19 protein-coding genes and 1 tRNA gene are annotated in these 18,458 nt (G+C 53.7%); 14 read left to right on the top strand and 6 right to left on the bottom strand.

The genetic code is table 11. The features are described from left to right. Positions 1-637: PLP-dependent aminotransferase family protein (locus HJG40_RS11705; protein WP_497006471.1), on the top strand; the 637-nt coding region annotated here is incomplete at its 5' end. Positions 638-717: 80 nt separating this feature from the next. Here the strand turns inward: HJG40_RS11705 and HJG40_RS11700 are convergent. Beyond that, entirely contained in the window at positions 718-2,382 is a 1,665-nt protein-coding gene (locus HJG40_RS11700) for an ABC transporter ATP-binding protein (protein WP_215864360.1), read from the bottom strand. Further along, positions 2,379-2,702: a ferredoxin FdxA gene (gene fdxA, locus HJG40_RS11695; protein ID WP_010639763.1), complete on the bottom strand. Its 324-nt coding sequence runs from the start codon at positions 2,700-2,702 to the stop codon at positions 2,379-2,381. The genes HJG40_RS11700 and fdxA overlap by 4 nt, the downstream gene beginning before the upstream one ends. 201 nt (positions 2,703-2,903) lie before the next feature. Here fdxA and HJG40_RS11690 point away from each other — a divergent pair, with 201 nt between their 5' ends. Beyond that, positions 2,904-3,506, top strand: coding sequence for a peroxiredoxin (locus HJG40_RS11690; RefSeq protein WP_010639765.1), 603 nt, complete (start codon positions 2,904-2,906; stop codon positions 3,504-3,506). 257 nt (positions 3,507-3,763) lie between these two features. Here the strand turns inward: HJG40_RS11690 and HJG40_RS11685 are convergent, their stop codons facing one another. Then, positions 3,764-4,489 carry a hypothetical protein gene (locus HJG40_RS11685; RefSeq protein ID WP_215864359.1) on the bottom strand — a complete coding sequence of 242 codons (726 nt, stop codon included), beginning with the start codon at positions 4,487-4,489 and terminating at the stop codon, positions 3,764-3,766. A 103-nt stretch (positions 4,490-4,592) separates the two neighbouring features. Here HJG40_RS11685 and HJG40_RS11680 point away from each other — a divergent pair, with 103 nt between their 5' ends. The 11 genes from HJG40_RS11680 to cydC all read left to right on the top strand — a co-directional run bounded on the left by HJG40_RS11680 (position 4,593) and on the right by cydC (position 14,976). Next, a complete protein-coding gene (locus HJG40_RS11680; RefSeq protein WP_226857417.1) occupies positions 4,593-5,453 on the top strand; it encodes a PHP domain-containing protein in 861 nt (286 codons plus the stop codon). 34 nt (positions 5,454-5,487) lie between these two features. Beyond that, positions 5,488-6,525, top strand: a complete 1,038-nt coding sequence (locus tag HJG40_RS11675) for an AI-2E family transporter (protein WP_215864357.1) — start codon at positions 5,488-5,490, stop codon at positions 6,523-6,525. A 92-nt stretch (positions 6,526-6,617) separates the two neighbouring features. Beyond that, complete coding sequence (locus HJG40_RS11670; RefSeq protein WP_215864356.1) at positions 6,618-7,037, top strand: hypothetical protein; 420 nt, start codon at positions 6,618-6,620, stop codon at positions 7,035-7,037. A gap of 6 nt (positions 7,038-7,043) precedes the next feature. Then, positions 7,044-7,505: a hypothetical protein gene (locus HJG40_RS11665; protein ID WP_368356138.1), complete on the top strand. Its 462-nt coding sequence runs from the start codon at positions 7,044-7,046 to the stop codon at positions 7,503-7,505. Positions 7,506-7,508: 3 nt separating this feature from the next. Then, on the top strand, positions 7,509-8,258 hold the full coding sequence (gene rlmB / locus HJG40_RS11660; RefSeq protein ID WP_215864355.1) for a 23S rRNA (guanosine(2251)-2'-O)-methyltransferase RlmB: 750 nt from the start codon (positions 7,509-7,511) through the stop codon (positions 8,256-8,258). Positions 8,259-8,536: 278 nt separating this feature from the next. Continuing rightward, complete coding sequence (locus HJG40_RS11655) at positions 8,537-9,310, top strand: TatD family hydrolase (RefSeq protein WP_215864354.1); 774 nt, start codon at positions 8,537-8,539, stop codon at positions 9,308-9,310. Beyond that, on the top strand, positions 9,307-10,077 hold the full coding sequence (locus tag HJG40_RS11650) for an MBL fold metallo-hydrolase (protein WP_215864353.1): 771 nt from the start codon (positions 9,307-9,309) through the stop codon (positions 10,075-10,077). The genes HJG40_RS11655 and HJG40_RS11650 overlap by 4 nt, the downstream gene beginning before the upstream one ends. A 46-nt stretch (positions 10,078-10,123) precedes the next feature. Further along, positions 10,124-10,199 (top strand) — tRNA-Ala (locus tag HJG40_RS11645). 74 nt (positions 10,200-10,273) lie between these two features. Beyond that, the gene (locus HJG40_RS11640) at positions 10,274-11,401 is read left to right on the top strand and encodes an FIST signal transduction protein (protein WP_215864352.1); all 1,128 of its coding nucleotides are present in this window, start codon (positions 10,274-10,276) and stop codon (positions 11,399-11,401) included. Positions 11,402-11,477: 76 nt separating this feature from the next. Continuing rightward, entirely contained in the window at positions 11,478-13,232 is a 1,755-nt protein-coding gene (cydD, locus tag HJG40_RS11635; protein ID WP_215864351.1) for a thiol reductant ABC exporter subunit CydD, read from the top strand. Further along, the gene (gene cydC, locus HJG40_RS11630) at positions 13,225-14,976 is read left to right on the top strand and encodes a thiol reductant ABC exporter subunit CydC (protein ID WP_215864350.1); all 1,752 of its coding nucleotides are present in this window, start codon (positions 13,225-13,227) and stop codon (positions 14,974-14,976) included. The genes cydD and cydC overlap by 8 nt, the downstream gene beginning before the upstream one ends. 26 nt (positions 14,977-15,002) lie before the next feature. Here the strand turns inward: cydC and HJG40_RS11625 are convergent, their stop codons facing one another. Both HJG40_RS11625 and ygfZ read right to left on the bottom strand, forming a co-directional pair. After that, a complete protein-coding gene (locus tag HJG40_RS11625) occupies positions 15,003-15,350 on the bottom strand; it encodes a hypothetical protein (RefSeq protein ID WP_215864349.1) in 348 nt (115 codons plus the stop codon). Positions 15,351-15,352: 2 nt separating this feature from the next. Further along, a complete protein-coding gene (ygfZ, locus tag HJG40_RS11620) occupies positions 15,353-16,321 on the bottom strand; it encodes a CAF17-like 4Fe-4S cluster assembly/insertion protein YgfZ (RefSeq protein ID WP_215864348.1) in 969 nt (322 codons plus the stop codon). Between ygfZ and HJG40_RS11615 the strand changes: the two genes are divergently transcribed. Next, positions 16,305-16,835 carry a hypothetical protein gene (locus HJG40_RS11615; protein WP_215864347.1) on the top strand — a complete coding sequence of 177 codons (531 nt, stop codon included), beginning with the start codon at positions 16,305-16,307 and terminating at the stop codon, positions 16,833-16,835. The genes ygfZ and HJG40_RS11615 overlap by 17 nt on opposite strands. On the opposite strand, the gene nadB is transcribed toward HJG40_RS11615, so the two are convergent. Next, positions 16,750-18,375, bottom strand: coding sequence for an L-aspartate oxidase (nadB, locus tag HJG40_RS11610; protein WP_215864346.1), 1,626 nt, complete (start codon positions 18,373-18,375; stop codon positions 16,750-16,752). The genes HJG40_RS11615 and nadB overlap by 86 nt on opposite strands. Between the last annotated feature and the right edge of the window lie 83 nt (positions 18,376-18,458).

Genomic DNA, 18,458 nt, shown 5'->3' with positions numbered 1-18,458 from the left:
TGGTGGACCAGGGGCGGGTGCTGTGGCTGTGCAGGAACGCCTCAAACCCTTTTTGCCACTCCCCACAGTTTTAAAAGAGCCGCATGGGGCCCTGCGCTGGATGGGTGCTGAAGACCTGCCACAAAGTATTGGCCAACTCAGTGCGCATGGTGGAAATATCGGTGTATTACTGCGTGCCCATGCTTATCTTCGGCGACTGGGCCGGAGCGGGGTAGGGCGGGTATCCGCCTACGCTGCCCTCAATGCCAACTACCTGCTTAAAGAACTGCAGCGCCTGGGTTATCAGGCGGCTTTCCCGGAGCGTCGTGCCAGTCATGAATTTATCCTGTCAGTGAGTGACTTGCACAAAGGCACAGGTATTCGCGCGCTGGATGTGGCAAAACGGCTGCTGGACTTTGGTATACATGCTCCGACCATTTATTTTCCACAATTGGTGCCCGAATGTTTGCTCATAGAGCCGACCGAAACCGAAAGCAAGGCGACGCTGGATCGCTTTGTGGCGGTCATGGCGCAAATTCGTCAGGAAGCGCTGGAGCAGCCGGAATTGCTGCGGGAAGCTCCCCATCATTTGCCGGTTGGTCGACTGGATGAGGCGCTGGCTGCCCGCAAGCTGGATGTATCGGCAACACAGGAATGACGAGCCTCCGTGGGCCAGTAGGTTGCCGGCAGATGTCCAGCCAGCATTCACCCTCACTACGAATTTCAGACTGAATTTAGTCAGGAAATCACTTTCCCTCGTTCCAGCCGAATGACCTGATCAGCCAGACGGGTGGTGCGGGGTCGATGGGCGACAATCAGAATGGTTTTTTTGCCGTGCAATTCTGCGAGGGTTTCGGCAATGCGTTCTTCGCTTTCGCTGTCGAGATTGCTGGTCGCTTCATCCAGTACCAGTACGGGGCGATCCAGATACAGTGCGCGGGCAATAGCCAGACGCTGACGCTGGCCGCCGGAAAAATTCGCGCCATTCCCCTGGATGGGACTCTCCAGTCCGCCACTCAGGGCCAGAAAATCCCAGGCATGCGCCTGCCGGGCAGCAATTTCGGCGCGATGAAGATCAGGAGTGTCTTCACCGTAAGCAATATTGCTGAGGGCGCTGCCACTGAACAAAACCGGCTCTTGCGCTACAAAGCTGAAATAACTCCGATAGTCCCCCGCAGGGATCTGGTTTTTATCCATTCCCGCCACGGTAATGCGGCCACTGCTGGCCGGAAGCAGGCCTAGAATCACCCGTATCAGACTGGTTTTGCCGCTGCCACTGGGGCCCACAAAAGCGGTGGTGGTCAGCGGTGGAATACTCATATCCAGTCCCTGGAGAATGGGCTCGTTGCCCAGTTGCAGGCGCAGGTCATGACATTGCCAGGTACCCCAAAGGCGGGGTACAGGAGTGCTATCCGTTTGTTCTGATGGCTGATCCAGCCAGGCAAAAAGCCGGTCTGCGGCTGACAAGCCCTGCTGTAACTGATTATTGGCGGAAGAGAGTTGTCGCAAGGGTTCGTAAATCAGCCCCAAGGCCGTAAAAAAACTGAAAAAGGCACCGGTGCTCATGTTGCCATTCACGACCTGACTACCGCCCAGGTAGATGATGGCGGCAATGCCCAGAGCAGCGATCATTTCCATGACTGGCACGGTGGCTTTCTGAATCCGGGCGATTTGCATCATCAATTCGAAATAGTGCTGGGCCTGGTGTCCAAAACGTCTGGCTTCAAAAGGTTCACCCCCCTGACTTTTAATGACTTCTACACCCCGCAGGCTTTGCGAAAATTGATCCATAATTTGACCCATCTGCTCCTGCTGGGAGTTGCCTCTATGGCGCAGTTTCTGGCCAAAACGAATCAGGGGATAAAAAGCGATGGGCAGGGTAATCAGACTGATCAGCGCCAGCTTCCAGCTCATGTAAAACACCACGAAAAGCAGGGCGACAATCTGGAAGCTGGAAAGAAAAAAGCGCGCCAGTACAGAAAGACCCTGCTGGAGCAAGGTCAGATCCAGACTCATCCGTGACAGGGTGCTGCCATGACTGTGATCGATGAGGACTTCCAGGGGCAGACGCAGGGTGTGGCCGAACAGGTTTTCCCGCAGACCGCGCAAAACCTCTTCCTCCACCCGGGCCAGATTGATGGCCTGAAGATAATCAGCAATACCCTTGACCGCGTAAATCAGGATGACCCCTAAGGGCAGCCAGACCAGCATGCTGACCCGGTGGTCAATAAATATCTGATCAAGCACGGGTTTAATGATGTAAGCCATGGCACCCATGGCCGCACCAGATATCACCATAAACAACATGGCTACAGCAACGCGCCCCCGGTAGGGGCGCACCAGACCGAGAAGACGGTGAAAACTTCGCGAACGCAGCGCAGCAGAAGCGCTATCCGCGCTCACTCTTCGAGCAGGCCTCGTTTGTCTTTCACTTCCAGCCAGGCATCAGCATCTTCCGGAGCCGGTTTTTTCTGGATAATGGCTGGCCAGACCTTGGCGAGACGTGCGTTGATTTCTTCATATTCTTCCTGGCCTTCGGGCAGGTCATCGTCGCGGAAAATGGCTCCAGCAGGACATTCTGGCTCACAAAGTGTGCAGTCAATACATTCGTCAGGATCGATCACCAGAAAATTGGGACCTTCACGAAAACAGTCTACTGGACATACATCCACACAGTCCGTGTATTTACATTTGATACAAGATTCAGTCACCACGTAGGTCATGGGGGCCGGGCTCCTTGGCTTTTCGGTTTAAGGGTGGCCGGGCTGACCCGGCGAACTGGGGACCTATTCTAGCCCAAGGCTGCTCGCCTGCCCACTATCTATATATAGACCTTTTTGATGTCCCGGATGGTAAACCTGCACATAATTTGCTATAGTACAAATCTGGACTTTATCCCATCATCGATCAAAGAGGAGAATCCCATGGCAGTATTGGTAGGTAAAAACGCCCCCGACTTTGTGGCCCCTGCAGTCATGCCCGACAACAGCATCAATGAGAAATTTCAGTTTTCTCAGCACATCAAAGGTAAGTATGCGGTTCTCTTCTTTTACCCCCTGGACTTTACCTTTGTCTGTCCCTCAGAAATTCTGGCTTTCAATCATCGTTTGCATGAATTCAAAAGCCGTAACACCGAAGTGATCGCCTGCAGTGTGGACTCTCATTTTACCCATTTGGCCTGGAAGAATACGCCTGAAGAAAAGGGTGGTATTGGCCAGATTCAGTTACCCATGGTGGCCGATTTATCCAAGAGCATTGCCCGCAATTATGACGTGCTGCTCAATGATGAAGTGGCATTGCGTGGCTCGTTCCTGATTGACCGTCAGGGTGTGGTGCGTCATGAAGTGGTCAATGATTTGCCGCTGGGACGTAATATTGATGAAATGATCCGTATGGTGGATGCCCTGCAGTTCTCCGAAGAGCATGGCGAAGTGTGTCCGGCCCAGTGGGAAAAAGGCAAGGCGGGCATGACCCCCACCGGTGAAGGTGTGGCAGATTTCCTGGCCAAGCACGGCAAGGATCTCTAAAACTGTATCTGATTTGAAAACGGCGGGTGGCCGGGAAGCTTTGCAGCGACTTTGGCCCGCGCCGTTGTTGTTCTTGGTGAAATCCTGCGCCCGTCAGGAGAGCTGTTTGAGCCCGCAGGGCGAGTTCTCTCCTGACAGCAGGATGAACCTTAGAACAACAGGCAAGGGACGTTGGCGCAAAAAGCTTCCCGGCCACCCGCCGTTTTCAGAATTTCTTAAAACCCCGCCAGCATGATTGCTCCGGGGTTTTTTTATGATTAATGCAAGCTGTGTCCAGCATTTTGCGCAGCTTCCGCCATGACGGTTTTCACGGCTTCGGGATAATCTCCCCGGTTGACCTGTTGCAGGCCTTCCTGAAAAAAGGTGTTCGCATCGGCAGGTAAGTGATGGGTGAGTGCTGCAAAAGCCTTGCGCATTTCTGCCGTATCCTGGGCGCGGGTCGCGGTAATACCCCAGTTCAGCAGTAAAATACGCCAGGGCCGTTGCGGGTCGGCGCTATCGAGGTCTGCGGCATAATCGGCCGATGCGGCGGTCACCACTTCTCCCATGAGCTGGGCCAAAGTTTTGAGCTCTTCTGTTTCATTGTGGCTGTTAGCCAGCACTGCCAGGCCGTTGACGACCGGCTCCAGGGTGTGAATGGCTCCATGTTGCGCACAAACCCAGGCGGCAATGCTGACCGTAATCATTTCCAGAGCCATTTTGGCTTGCTTTTCACCCAGTCGGTCTGCCCAGGTAGACAGATCCATGAGCAGCCCGATACTCAGGTCAGCAATGCGCTCCGGTTCGTCTTCTGGCAGGCTGGGGTCCCATCCCGATACGTCATTAATTAACACCGTAAATAGTTGTTTCAGGGCATCCACAATCATGGGTGGGGTGATTTGTTCACCTGTGGCTATTCCACTGCTGGCAAAGGCTGCCAGAACCGTTTGTGTGTATTGTTCAAAGCGTTTTTGCGCGGCGGAGATGTCGAGAATAAGAGCCAAGGTTTCCTCCTGATATGCCCAAAGAAGTTCTGCATGTTATGCTAGCACGGATTAGTCTGGATGCTGCAGCAGAAGGTGTCCGCCAACCTCGGGAATGGTTTTTATGCAACAGAGAAAAATGTTTTCACCCATCGATTTGCACATGCATTCGCTGGCATCGGATGGCACCATGACACCCCATGATCTGGTTCAGCGGGTGCATGATTCCGGCGTTCAGGTGATGGCGTTGACGGATCATGACAACACCGCCGGGTTGCTGGAAGCGGGTCTCAAGGCTGCCGAACTGGGCATTCAACTGATTCCCGGAGTGGAGGTTTCCAGTGAGTGGGAAACCCAGGGAATTCATATCGTGGGCCTTTTTGTAGATCCCGAAAATACGGTTTTACAGGAAGGGCTGGCCCGGATCATGGCATTTCGTGATTGGCGTGCCACGGAAATCAGCCGCTTGCTGGAACAGGTCGGAATTCCCGGCGCGGAAGAGGGTGCTCGGGCTATGGCGGGGAGTCGCATGGTAGGTCGGAGTCATTTTTGTCGCTGGCTGGTTCGACAAGGACATTGTGCGGATGCCAGTGAAGCTTTTGGCAAATATCTGGGGCGTGGATGCAAGGCTTATGTCCCAAGCGACTGGATTCCCATGATCGAAGCCGTGCAGTGGATTAACAGTGCGGGCGGTTCTGCCATTGTTGCTCATCCCGGTCGTTACAAGCTCAGTGCTACCCGCTTGCGTAATCTTTTGACGGCTTTCCGTGAGGCCGGTGGTGCGGGTCTCGAAGTGTGTTCCGGCAGTCAGGCTGCCGGTGATCGCGAGCATTTGGGGCGTCTTGCCAAAGAGCTTAAAATGCTGGGTTCCCTGGGGTCTGATTTTCATGGGCCGGATGTCGGTCATGCTGCCATTGGTCAATTGCTCCCTCTGCCCGACGGGGTAGAGCCGGTCTGGGCCCAAGCGGGTATTCACTTCCACTGATTCACTATTCGCAGTAACTGCCCCGAGGAAGCCGGTGCCTAAAGAACAGGAAAATTCTCGCTACGCACTTTGGGGCCTGGGCTTGCTGCTGCTGATTTATGCCGGAGCTGCCTATACCCTGAGCCCATTCGCCGGACCTTTGTTGATGGGGGCGGTACTGACCACGGTGGGCTGGCCCTGGCAGCTGCGTTTGGAGCGGGCTTTTCATTTGCCGCGCTGGTTGGGTTCATTGGTGCATGCCATCGCCTGGGTGGCCATCATTATTATTCCTTCGGTCATTATTGTGGATACCATTCTGCCCAAGGTGGCCTTGCTGATTGCCCGCTGGCAGTCTGGGGATTCGCTGGTGATGGTTCCCCCTGAAGTGATGCAAATTCCCTATATCGGGCATTGGTTGCGCTATCATCTGAGTACCCTGAACGGCGCCTATTTGTCTTCGTTTATCAGTGCGCATGCCAGCATTATTACGGATTCTCTCAGTCAACTCTGGATATTTACCCTGCACACATTTTTTGCCGCCCTGACGGTTTTTGCGCTGGCCTTACATGGTGAGCGCATTACCGAAGCCTTGCGACTGGGAACCACCCAGCTTTGGGGACGGGATCGGGGTGACCGTTTTTTGGCGGCCTGCCGGGATGCGGCACGTTCCGTATTAATCGGCCTGATTGGGGTCGGGGTCATTGAAGGTATGTTCATTGGTATTGCCTATGCTTTGGCGGGATTGGCACTTTGGCCCCTTTGGCTGGTGGCTACCGCGCTCATTTCACCTTTACCGTTTGGGGCCACCGCTGTAGTGGGTGCTGCCACCATCTGGCTGGCTTTTACGGGCCATTGGATAGCCGGACTAGCCGTGCTGGGTTGGGGTTTTTTTGTGATTACGGTGGCTGATCTGGTTGTTCGACCGTTACTGACCGGATCTCAGACTCAGGCGCCGTTTTTTCTGGTATTTTTCAGTATCCTCGGTGGCGCCGAAGCCTTTGGCTTGATCGGGTTGATTATCGGTCCTATTCTGGTATTGCTGGCGCGTGGTGTGTGGCGAGCCTGGGAGCGCCGCATAAGACTCCAGGAATGAATTTGCGCTGGTGTCGGCAGTACATGCGGCAGGAACATATATCTATTTTGACCATCTAATGATCAGGTTTTCTCGTGAAGCAGGAGCGTATCATGGACTACACAATGCTGGATCAACAGTACAATCAATTGCAGCAACAAACGCAGAATAATCTCCAGGCACTGCAGCAGGTTGCCGGGCGGGTGAACAGTCTGGCCCCGGATAATATCACCGCCCGGGAAATCAATATGGAACTGCGGAGCCTGGCCATGAATCTGCAGCAACAACAGCAGAATGTCGGCATGATGATGCAGCAGATGGCTCAGCGTATTCAGCAGATGGAAATGCAAATGCAGGGCATGAACCAACAGGGTATGAATCCTAACATGCAGCAGCGGCCATGGAATGCGCCCATGCAAGGACAGCCGGGCATGGGTAGCGGCTTTTTGGGAAATGTCATGACCGGTTTGGGGTTGGGTGCCGGATTCGCGGTGGCAGACAATATTGTCGATGATATTTTCGACAGTTTCTGAGTAGCTGTGCCAGTTTGCGGACGTGACGACTGGTTGGCATTTGAAGCCCAGGTACTCAGCTGGGCCGGGGCTTCAGGCTGGCGCTTGGAGCGAACGGGTCCCCTGCGCCGCAACATCTGGCCCGTGCCCAGATTGGAGTTCCTCAGGGAAGGCATTTTGCCACCCGAAAGCTGGGATCTGATTCTGGGTTCATGTGCGCTTTTCGTCTCGTATGAACCCGGACGTCGGGAAGCCGTCAGCAGCAAAGGTATTCCGGTCAAGTTTTATCAGGTCGAAAAATCCGCTTGGGGTTTTGCGCAAATTGCTCATTCCGGTCCCGCCGATTGGGTAGCTTGTTGTCGGGATTTACCTGGTTGGGATGTGTTGCCAGCAGAAACCGAGTCGGCAGCTTTTGCGCGTATCGGGCTCGCCACGATCCCTCCCCCGGAACGTCGGCCGGATATTTTGTTGGGAATAAAGACGGAGTGACTTTTGCCTAAAGAACAACTTTATGGGATTCATGCGGTGCATGCTGCTCTGGATGCCGGTGAGTTAGAGGAAATCTGGGTGGCTACGGAGCGGCACACGGACGAGAGGATCGTGCCGCTTCTGGAAAAGGCCCGGACTCTGAATTTACCCATTCATGCGTTGCGTCATGCTGCTCTGGCCCGCAAATTCAATACGGAGAAGCATCAGGGTATTGCCGGTGTACTTTTACAACATCCAGAGCCGGATTTTATAGATATTCTCGCTGATCTGAATGGTCAGGGTTTTCTGCTGGTGCTGGATGGTGTGCTGGATCCTCACAATCTGGGTGCCTGCTTGCGCAGCGCAGAGGCTGCTGGAGTCAGCGCTGTCATTCTTCCCAAGGACAATGCTTGCCCGGTAAATGCTACTGTCCGCAAGGCTGCCGCTGGCTCGGCTTCACGATTGCCGATCTGTACAGTGACCAACCTGTCCCGGACTCTGGCTTCTCTGCAGGAATCGGGTTTCTGGCTGGTCGGAATGGCCGGGGATGCGCCGCAAAGCATTTATGATCTGGATTTGAATATGCCGCTGGTGATGGTCATGGGTGGGGAACAAAAGGGCTTGCGCCGTTTGACGCGGGAACACTGTGATTATCTGGCGCATATACCCATGGCCGGAGCTATTGAAAGTCTCAATGTGTCCGTAGCTACGGGCATTTGTCTTTTTGAAGCCAGCCGTCAGCGTCAGAGTCTGAAAACGGCGGCTATTGTTTAAGCCGAACGAACGGCAGAGGGCCGGGAGGCTTTGCAGCGACTTTGGCCCGCGCCGTTGTTGTTCTTGGTGAAATCCTGCGCCCGTCAGGAGAGCTATTTGAGCCCGGAGGGCGAGTTCTCTCCTGACAGCAGGATGAGCCTTAGAACAACAGGCAAGGGACGTTGGCGCAAAAAGCCTCCCGGCCCTCTGACGTTGTTACTATAACGGGAAATGCAGCCCTGATTTTGGTAGACTGATACGGTTAGAAAACACTGAGAACCCTCTAAATAGGTGTAATAATGCTGGTAGACTCCCATTGCCATCTCGATTTTGAAGATTTTGCAGAAGATCGGTCAGCCATTCTCGAACGTGCCCAAGCTGCCGGGGTACAGGAAATCCTGATTGCCGCCGTGGTGCAAAAACATTGGTCACGCGTACAGGCTCTGGCGGCTGAAAATACCGGTATATGGGCCGCTGCCGGGGTTCATCCCAATGAGCCAGAAGCTGAAACGCCGAGTATGGACAACCTGCTTGCCGCTTTATCTGCGGAAAAAGTTGTGGCTGTTGGCGAGACCGGGCTGGACTATTTTCGCAGTGAGGGTGATTTGCGCTGGCAGCAGGAACGCTTTGCCCGGCATATTGCCGCCTCCAAGGCGACGGGAAAACCCGTGATTGTCCATACTCGTGAAGCCGCAGCAGATACCTTGGGATTACTGCGGAGCGAAGATGCCCGCGCTGCCGGGGGGGTTATCCACTGTTTTACGGAAAACTGGGAATTCGCCCGCACTGTTCTGGATCTGGGATTTTATATTTCCCTTTCCGGTATAGTGACCTTCAAAAAGTCGCTCGACTTACAGGCTGTTGCTCGGAAATTGCCAGCAGATCGTCTACTGGTAGAGACAGATTCGCCTTACCTGGCGCCAACGCCTCTGCGCGGTAAACGCAATGAACCGGCGTATGTCCGGCATGTCGCCCAATTTTTGGCGGAGTTGAGGGCGGAGTCGTTTGCAGATCTGGCACGACAGACAACCGATAACTTTCATCATCTTTTTACCCGGACGGTGGCGGCATGAAAATCACTTTTCTGGGAACCGGGTCCAGTGCCGGCACCCCGGTGATCGCCTGCGACTGTCCGGTGTGCCAAAGTACAGACCCGCACAACCGGCGCCGTCGTGCCAGTATTCTGGTAGAACACGAGGAGACGGTGTTGCTGGTGGATACGGGACCGGATCTGCGCCAGCAAATGCTGGATGCCCAGGTTCAACGACTGACTGCCGTGCTCTATACCCATTTTCATGCGGATCACATCAACGGCATTGACGACCTGCGCGCCTTTAATTTTGCCCAGAAAATCGTCATCCCCTGTTATGCGGATGAACGCACGGCCAGCGAGCTGGAAAGCCGTTTTCGCTACTGCTTTTTGCCACCCGACGCGGCCTGGGCGAAACCGTCTTTATCTATGGAGCGTTTCCATACTGAAAAGACTTTCGGCAATCTCAAGGTGACGCCCATTCCTATCATGCACGGTAAATTGTGCATCCTGGGCTTCCGTTTCGGAGATGTAGCCTATCTGACCGATCTTAAATCGATTCCTGACGAAAGCCTGGCTCTGCTCAAGAATCTGAAATTACTGATTCTGGATTGCCTGCGCTACGAAGCGCATCCGACGCATCTCAATGTGGAGGAAGCTTTGTATTGGACTCGTCGTATTGCCGCTGACCAAACCATTTTCACCCATATGACCCATGATATTGATTATGCACAGTTCGCTGCGGAACTCCCGGCAGATATCGTGCCGGCTTATGATGGTATGGTGATTGAGCAAGCATCCGCGCTATAAAAAGTGTTTGACAGTGCCGGGGTAAATCCATATATTACGCGACATCGGGGCCATAGCTCAGCTGGGAGAGCGCTTGAATGGCATTCAAGAGGTCAGCGGTTCGATCCCGCTTGGCTCCACCAGATACTACTAAGAGTCAGAGTTTTACTCTGGCTCTTTTTTTATGGGAGATTTTTACTCGCTCGGGGAGGATTTTATGCATCATCCGGAATCGTTTTTTGCTTATGGACATGCTTCTGATCCTGATTGGCGGGTGGCTTTGGCGGCTGCACTGGATATGGCGGGCCGTGAGGCCCAAAGTGGAACCTTGGGCTTTTTGTATGTATCCGATTTGTTCGAAGCAGAACTACCTGAATTGCTGGCGCAACTAAATCAGCAACTGGATGTTAAGCATTGGACGGGATGTGTAGGCATTGGAATCTGTGCCACGGGTCAGGAATATTTGGATAAACCCGCTCTGGCATTAATGGTCACGGATATTCCCGAGTCAGAATTGTCTATTTTTTCAGGAATGTCTCCTTACCTGAGCGACCAGCCTCTGCAGGTGAGTGGCGCAGCCCCTTATTTTGCCGTTGTGCATGGTGACACCGCCACGCCCGACTTGCCCGACCTGGTACGGGATCTGGCCGGGAAAACCCAGAGCGGGTTTATCACCGGAGGACTCAGTAGTACGCGCGACAAGGGTGGGCAAATAGCCGATAAAGTGGTTCATGGTGGTCTAAGTGGTGTTCTTTTTAGCGAAAAAGTGGCCATTGCCACGCGTCTTTCCCAAGGGTGCAGTCCAATTGGTCCCCTTCATGAAATCGGTGAGGCCAAAAGCAACATTGTTGGCACCCTCGACAAGCGGCCCGCCCTCGATGTGTTATACGAAGAAATTGGGGAAATCCTCGCCCGGGATTTACAGAAGGCGGCAGGTTTCATTTTCGTTGTCTTGCCCGTAGCCAATGATGATCGCGGCGATTACACCGTCCGCAATCTGATTGGTGTGGACACGGATCGTAAATTGATGGCGATTGGTGAATATGTGGAATCCGGCCAATCGCTGATGTTTTGCAAACGCGATGGCACTACGGCCCGGGAAGATTTATTGCGGATGCTGACAGATCTGAAGAAACTGGTAGCTGGTCGAAGTATTCGCGGCGGCTTGTATTTTTCCTGTCTGGGTAGAGGTGAAGGGCTGTTTGGCCCCGATTCTGCCGAGTTGCGTCTGATTGAGGAACATCTGGGTCATTTTCCGCTGGTTGGGTTTTTTGCGAATGGCGAAATTTCTCATGATAAAATATATGGTTATACCGGAGTTCTGACGTTGTTTCTGGGTGGTTGAGCGCTGCATGTCGGTCTGCAGGGTGAGGAAAATATTACGCTGTGCTAAAGTGAATCGAGTATATTAGAGGTTGATAATGGCGAAAGCGGAACGAATTGATCAGAGATTAATGCAGGAAGGACGTCGAACCCGAGGCGCCCTGTATTTTGGCATAGGTTTAGGATTAGCTGCTGGTCTGCTGATTATCCTTCAGGCTTTTATTCTCGCCCGTATTATCAACGGGGTATCATTCCAGGGTCTTAGTCTGGTAGCCGTGATGCCGCTACTTTGGGCATTGCTGGGACTTTTTGTCCTGCGCGCCGCTTTATCCTGGGCGGGGGAGCTGGTGGCTTTTCGGGCCAGTGCCCGCATCAAAACCTATTTGCGTGAACAGTTGTTAAATCATCTTTTAAAACTGGGGCCAGTGGCTATTGCCGGTGAACGCAGCGCCGATATCGCCAGCACCATGATTGAAGGTGTGGAGGCTTTGGAGCCTTACTTTTCCCGCTATTTACCCCAAATGGCCCTGGTAAGCCTGATACCGCTGGCTATTTTGATTGTGGTATTTCCCGAAGACTGGATCAGCGGTTTGATATTGCTGATAACCGGCCCTCTGGTTCCTTTTTTCATGGTGTTGGTAGGTTACGCGGCTGAGGCAGTTAATCAGCGTCAGTGGCGGAAAATGTTGTTGATGAGCGCGCATTTCCTGGACGTGGTGCAAGGTCTGACCACTCTGAAGATTTTTGGTCGCGCCAAAGATGAAATCGAAATCGTGGCCAGGATTTCCGACGACTACCGACGCAGCACCATGGCGGGCCTGCGCGTTGCTTTTCTGACCTCGGCCGTGCTGGAGTTTTTTGCCAGCCTTTCCATCGCCCTGGTGGCAGTCTCTCTGGGCGCCAGACTGCTGCAGGTCCATGCCTCAGTCACATTTTTTACCGCCTTTTTTGTCCTGCTGTTGGCACCGGAGTATTTTAATCCGCTGCGGGGTTTATCGACCCATTATCATGCGCGGATGAGTGCTATTGCGGCTGCCAAAAGAATTTTCGAAATATTGGACATGCCCTTGCCGGAAAAGCCCCAGCAGGCTCGAGAATTTTCGCCTTCTGCTGAAATCAGCCTGACGGTGCGCAATCTGCACTTTTCTTATGAAGCGGGGCGCAGCGCACTGGATGGCGTCAATGCTGAGTTTCCGGCTGGTAAAGTCACTGCTTTGGTGGGTGCCAGCGGTGCCGGAAAAAGCACCCTGGCCAGTGCTTTGCTGGGTTTTGTGCAGGCCAGTGAGGGTGAGATTCTCGTCAATGGGCAGATGCCGCTGAATGCCATAGAGCCGGAACTCTGGTGGAAGCAACTGGCCTGGGTGCCGCAAAATCCCCGCCTTTTTCATGGAAGTCTGGCGGATAATATCCGGATTGGACGCCCGGATGCAGATCATGCTGCACTTCGGGAAGCTGCGCAAAATGCCCATGCACTCGAATTTATTGAAAGTTTGCCTGATGGTTTTGAGACGATGATTGGTGATTTAGGCCAGGGGCTTTCTGGTGGACAAATCCAGCGCATCGCTTTGGCGCGGGCTTTTCTTAAAAATCCGCCACTGTTTATACTGGATGAAGCCACTGCCAATCTGGATATGGAAAATGAATCACTGGTATTGGATGCCATGCAAAAGCTAATTGCAGGACGCACAGCGATAGTCATTGCCCATCGTCTGGCCACGGCAGAACGGGCTGATCATATTATTGTCATGGAGGCGGGCAGGGTGGCTGAGAGCGGGAGCCACCAAGAGCTGCTTGCTGCGGGCGGGGTGTATGCCCGTATGGTCGCTGCCTACCGGGGGGAAACCCATGTCTGATTATATTCGTCTGTTAAAGCTGTTTTTCCCCTATAAATTCTGGATGTTGGGTGGCGCATTTTTGGCGCTGCTCACCATATTGTCCAACTTTGGATTGCTGGCGCTTTCCGGTTGGTTTTTGGCCAGTGCAGCACTGGCGGGCTTGGGTGGTTATGCCACGCTCAATTTATATAATTTTTTCCTGCCTGCTGCCGGAGTACGAGCTTTTGCCACAACACGGGTGATTTCCCGCTGGCTGGAGCGGGTGATTACCCATGAAGCCACCTTCCGTCTGCTGGCACAACTGCGCAGCTGGTTTTACAGCCGTCTGGAGCCTCTGGCTCCGGCCGGATTACAGGGTTATCGCTCAGGAGACATCCTGTCCCGCCTGGTCGCCGACATAGACACCCTGAACAACTTTTATTTGCGCGTATTTACACCATTCCTGGTGGCCGGAATGGCGACTGTGCTGATGTCCGGTTTTTTTGCCTTTTTCTCCTGGCGCCTGGCGATTGCTTTGTTTTTGTTCCTGGCTGTTTCCGGTCTGGTCCTGCCGTTTGTGGCGGAACGTCTCGGTGCCCGCAGTGGGGCGGAAATGACGAATTTGCAATCTGACTATCGGGTCCAGATTGTGGATGGCATGCAAGGTCTGGGCGAGTTGCTCACTTATGGGGCCGGTCCCGAAATCCTGCGTCGCAGTCATTCCCTCAACGATGCCATTTTGCAAAGGCAGGCGAAAATGGCGCAAATCAGCGGGCTGGGCACTGCGGGCATGAGTTTTATGGGCAATCTGGCGATCTGGGTGATTTTAATTCTGGCCATACCCCTGATCCACGGAGGCCATCTCGGGCCTTCCGATTTGCCCATGTTTGCCTTGGGGGTAATGGGATCCTTTGAAGCTATTGTAGCCTTGCCCCTGGCTTTTCAGTTTCTGGGACAGACCCGGCAGGCAGCCCGACGTATTTTTTCGGTGGCTGACAGCGCGTTACCCTTTCCTGATGCCAGTGGCCCGGCACCCAAGGTACAGCAGCCTGATTTGTGGCTGAAAAATCTGCATTTACGCTATCCCGGCGGGCAACACGATGCCTTGGCGGGGTTAGATCTCCATATAGTTGCCGGCAGTAAGGTGGCAATACTGGGGGCTACGGGTGCCGGGAAAAGCAGTATCGCCAATTTGTTGCTGCGTTTTTATGATTATCAAAGCGGTTCGGCCCAATTCGGCGGCCATGAACTTAAAAACTTTCCTGCGGATGACCTGCGCGAATATTTTGCAGTAGTCTCGCAGCGCTCCTATTTGTTTCACACCACCATTCGCGATAATTTGCTGGTGGCCAAGGGGGATGCTGAAGAAGACGAACTTTGGGAGGCGCTTGCGGCTGCGCAACTGGATGACTTTGTGCGGAGTCAGCCGGATGGACTGGATACCATTGTCGGTGAAGGTGGTGTGAAATTGTCTGGTGGGCAGGGGCGCAGGGTAGCTATTGCCCGTGCCATCCTCAAAAATGCCCCTTGGCTGGTATTGGATGAACCTACTGAGGGCCTTGATCCGCTCACTGAAATGGAATTTCTGCGCGACTTGCAACCTCTGATGCAAGGCCGCACGGTTCTTTATATTACCCACCGCCTGCTTGGTCTGGAGCAGATGGATCAGGTATTTATCATGGACGAAGGTCGGGTAGTGGAGTCGGGAACATTTGCCGAGTTGCTGAAACAAGGTGGACAACTCAGTCACTTTGCGACTTTTCGACATGGGGCATCGGCATGAAAAAGAGCGTTGTACTACCGGGTTCGCTAGTGCTGACTGCCGCCGCTCAGGCTGCCCAGTAGTTTGTTTTCCAGAGCCTTTCCTTGCTGAGCAGCGGACTGGCAAGCCGGACTGCTTGGATTCTGCAGACAACTGAGTTCTTTGCCGAGAATAGCCGTACTCTTTTTTTCGAGAACGGCCTGAGTACTTCGGGTGTGGGCAGGCGTGGTCAGCCAGGATACCCCATAGCCCAATGCCGACGACAAAATGGTAGCGACCAGAAATACCAGCAGCATGCGAGTAAATCCGGATTCCAGTCCCTGATCATCCAGAAAGCGTTTACTGTACCAGGAAAATACCGGATAACTGACCAGTCCCGCGACAATCCCCCACATGCTCAGGCCTCTTTGGGCATATCCAGCGGAAGGGTATAAGGCAGTTTCTGTAGGGCTAAATCTGCGCCATTACAAGCCCCGACCTTGAGGGCTTCAGCCGTATTGGCCGCACGTAGAACAGCCAGAGCGGCATAATGACCAGAAGCGGATTCTGCGCCGTTAATAACCAGCCCAATACTTTGTTCACCCATACTTTCCGCAAATATTTCGTCACCCGCCTGCAAGGGCTGATGGGCACTGATTCCATACATCTGGTTTTTAAGTTTGCCCAGATAATGAGAACGCGCAACTATTTCCTGACCAGGATAGCAACCCTTCTTGAAATTAATGCCACCCAGCACCTCCAGATTAAGTTCTTGAGGGATTACTTTTTCAGTGGTACTTAGGCTGATGTAAGCCACTCCCGCCTGGATGGCGGCTAAACGCCATTGTGCAACAGGCGCTTCCTGTCCACCTGATTGGGTCAGGAGATGCGTCAGATCAGCCAGTTTTTCGTGCGTAGCGATCAGCTGAAATATTTCCAGATTTGCCCAGGGCAGGCGGGTCAGTATCCAGTCATCCTGGGCGACACCCCCATTTTCGAGTTCAGGCATTGCACATCCCAAAGCCTTTGTCAGCAGATCTCCGGCACCGTCTCCATAAACAGCCATTATCCCGTAATCGGGTTCGGCATTGTCAATATCCAGCTTGGCCATCATCCGGAATTTGCGCAGGCGTTCTGCAACCAGATCTACCAGACTACTTGAGAGGCTTAACCAGATATGATCCCCGGCGCGTTGCACGTAAAAATTGGCAATCATCCGTCCTTTGGCCGTACTGTAACTGCTCCACTGTCCCTGGCCGGTACTAGTCAAGCTGCGCAAATCATTGGAGAATTGGCCCTGCAGAAATTTTTCGGCCTCCGCGCCATAGGCATGAATAAGCCCCAGTTCGCTACTCAGGAGGGAAAATTGGATGGCGGCTGATGACATGAATGAAAACTCCCGATGGCTATTACGAGCAGGCTCCGATGATAGCGCGATGGCTGCCGGGGACAAAGTACTTCCTCCCCTGTCCTGTGGGAGCATCCAGCAGCAAGCACTGCTACACAGTCTGTCCTGTTGCTTGGCGGGACTCTGCGCCCTTTTGAGCATGCTTGATAATTTCGGTTTTGGGGTTGCACTGTTATTGTTAGTTATTATTTGGGCATTGTGGCTTTGTCCCTGGTCAACACAAAGGCGGAGTGCACTACCTGTCGCCTTGATGTCGGGGCCCGAGAGTCAATATTTGCTGCAGTTGGGTAATGGCGAACAGGTGCTTGTGCAACTGCAGGCTTGGCCCTTTCTGCATCCCCGGCTGGGCGTGCTGACGCTGCGCGGCACCCACAAGCAAACATACACGCTGATTGGTTTTTTCCCGGTCAGGGATGCTGTCTGGCGTTTGTGGCGTCTGCATCTGCGGCAGATATGGGCCGAGCGTAAGGCTGCTCCTGGTCCCGCTGACTGATCATATCCTGGGGGTTGTTGTGGGTGTCAGGATGATCGTTATTGTAATGGCAGCCTCGGGATTCACGCCGAAACAGCGCAGAACGCAGCAGAATTTCCGCATTTTGGCGCATATTGCGCAACTCCTGATACGCTCTGGATACGCCCGAAACGTCCCCAATCTGGGTGCGCATGCTTTCCAGTCGATCAATGGCCTGTTCCATATCCCGATCGTTGCGAATGATGCCACCGCTTTGCCACATCAATTTCTGAATGTCGTGGCGCAGCGTCTCGATAGGGTCCTTGCGAATAATGCGGTCATGAGCCGTTGAAGGTGGGCAGGAATGAAAGTTGCCATCCGGCTTTTCTGGAAGTTGCGCCAAACCCTCCAGAGCTTCGACAATACTTGCCGCGCCAACCACACATTCCAGCAGAGAATTGCTGGCCAGGCGGTTGGCACCGTGCAGGCCTGTAGAACTGACTTCACCGGCCGCAAATAACCCGGGCACCGTGCTGCGTCCTGACTGATCCACCACAATCCCACCGCAGGTGTAGTGAGCGGCGGGCACTACCGGAATCGGTTCACGCGTCAAATCATGGCCGTGTTCAAGGCAATGGGCGTATATCGCCGGAAAATGTTGACGTACCCTTTCACTGGGCTGCGCACTGATGTCCAGAGTGACATAGGCGAGTTGATTTTTTTTCATTTCGGCATCGATGGCGCGGGCCACAATATCCCTGGGTGCCAGTTCGGCACGAGCGTCGTATTGCTCCAAAAAAGTCCTGCCATCGGGAAGACGGAGCAGGGCACCTTCACCGCGTAAGGCTTCCGAAAGTAAAAAAGGCGTATTATCTGGATCATAAAGGGTTGTTGGATGAAACTGGATAAATTCAAGGTTGGCGATTTCAGCTCCGGCCCGGTAAGCCAGGGCCAATCCGTCTCCAGTAGCTACCAGTGGGTTACTGGTATGCAAGTAGAGCTGACCCGCCCCACCGCTGGCCAGTATGACAGCCCTTGCCGTCCATAATTCCGGCATGCTGGACCCGTTTCCAAGGACCCAGGCCCCCTGACAGGACCCGTCCTGTAGCCATAAATCAGTGACAAAGTGATTTTCCATCAGGCTGATTTCAGGATGCTGACGCAGCTGTGCCAAAAGGGTGCTTTCAATGGCATGGCCGGTCGTATCCGCCCGATGTAGAACCCGGCGCACCCGATGCCCCCCTTCGCGAGTCAAATGCCATTTACCATGCGCCTGCTGATCAAAGGGTACGCCCCAATTGATGAGCTGTTGTGCCGCCGCTGGTCCAGCACGAATAATCCGTGACACTGCCGCCGGGTGACAGAGACCCGCACCGGCACCCAGCGTGTCTTCAATATGCATGGCGATGCTGTCCTGGGTAAAATCCATGACGGCAGCCATCCCCCCCTGAGCCCAGTCGCTGGCCGAAATCGCCGCCTGATCCTTGCTGAGAATACCCACGCTACCCAGGCGGGCAACTCCCAGCGCCGTGCTCAAACCGGCGGCGCCGGAGCCTATAATTAAAAAATCGAAAGCGGGCATTCATCGTCCTGTGGAAAATAGTATGAAGTCGTTGCAAGAAAACGCGCTGCTCATGATACGATGACGCGCTAACAAGGTGAAGA

It is taken from the genome of Acidithiobacillus concretivorus (assembly GCF_018853445.1).
GTDB lineage: Bacteria > Pseudomonadota > Gammaproteobacteria > Acidithiobacillales > Acidithiobacillaceae > Acidithiobacillus > Acidithiobacillus concretivorus.
The sequence above is the reverse complement of the archived record's forward strand: the minus strand, read 5'-3'. Positions and strand labels throughout refer to the sequence as shown.

Excerpts from the sequence above, each read along its gene's own strand:
- fdxA (WP_010639763.1), bottom strand. The coding sequence starts at position 2,702 with ATGACCTACGTGGTGACTGAATCTTGTATCAAATGTAAATACACGGAC.
- HJG40_RS11690 (WP_010639765.1), top strand. The coding sequence starts at position 2,904 with ATGGCAGTATTGGTAGGTAAAAACGCCCCCGACTTTGTGGCCCCTGCA.
- HJG40_RS11680 (WP_226857417.1), top strand. The coding sequence starts at position 4,593 with ATGCAACAGAGAAAAATGTTTTCACCCATCGATTTGCACATGCATTCG.
- HJG40_RS11670 (WP_215864356.1), top strand. The coding sequence starts at position 6,618 with ATGGACTACACAATGCTGGATCAACAGTACAATCAATTGCAGCAACAA.
- HJG40_RS11655 (WP_215864354.1), top strand. The coding sequence starts at position 8,537 with ATGCTGGTAGACTCCCATTGCCATCTCGATTTTGAAGATTTTGCAGAA.
- HJG40_RS11650 (WP_215864353.1), top strand. The coding sequence starts at position 9,307 with ATGAAAATCACTTTTCTGGGAACCGGGTCCAGTGCCGGCACCCCGGTG.
- HJG40_RS11640 (WP_215864352.1), top strand. The coding sequence starts at position 10,274 with ATGCATCATCCGGAATCGTTTTTTGCTTATGGACATGCTTCTGATCCT.
- cydD (WP_215864351.1), top strand. The coding sequence starts at position 11,478 with ATGGCGAAAGCGGAACGAATTGATCAGAGATTAATGCAGGAAGGACGT.
- cydC (WP_215864350.1), top strand. The coding sequence starts at position 13,225 with ATGTCTGATTATATTCGTCTGTTAAAGCTGTTTTTCCCCTATAAATTC.
- HJG40_RS11625 (WP_215864349.1), bottom strand. The coding sequence starts at position 15,350 with ATGTGGGGGATTGTCGCGGGACTGGTCAGTTATCCGGTATTTTCCTGG.
- HJG40_RS11615 (WP_215864347.1), top strand. The coding sequence starts at position 16,305 with ATGGCGGCTGATGACATGAATGAAAACTCCCGATGGCTATTACGAGCA.
- ygfZ (WP_215864348.1), bottom strand. The coding sequence starts at position 16,321 with ATGTCATCAGCCGCCATCCAATTTTCCCTCCTGAGTAGCGAACTGGGG.
- nadB (WP_215864346.1), bottom strand. The coding sequence starts at position 18,375 with ATGCCCGCTTTCGATTTTTTAATTATAGGCTCCGGCGCCGCCGGTTTG.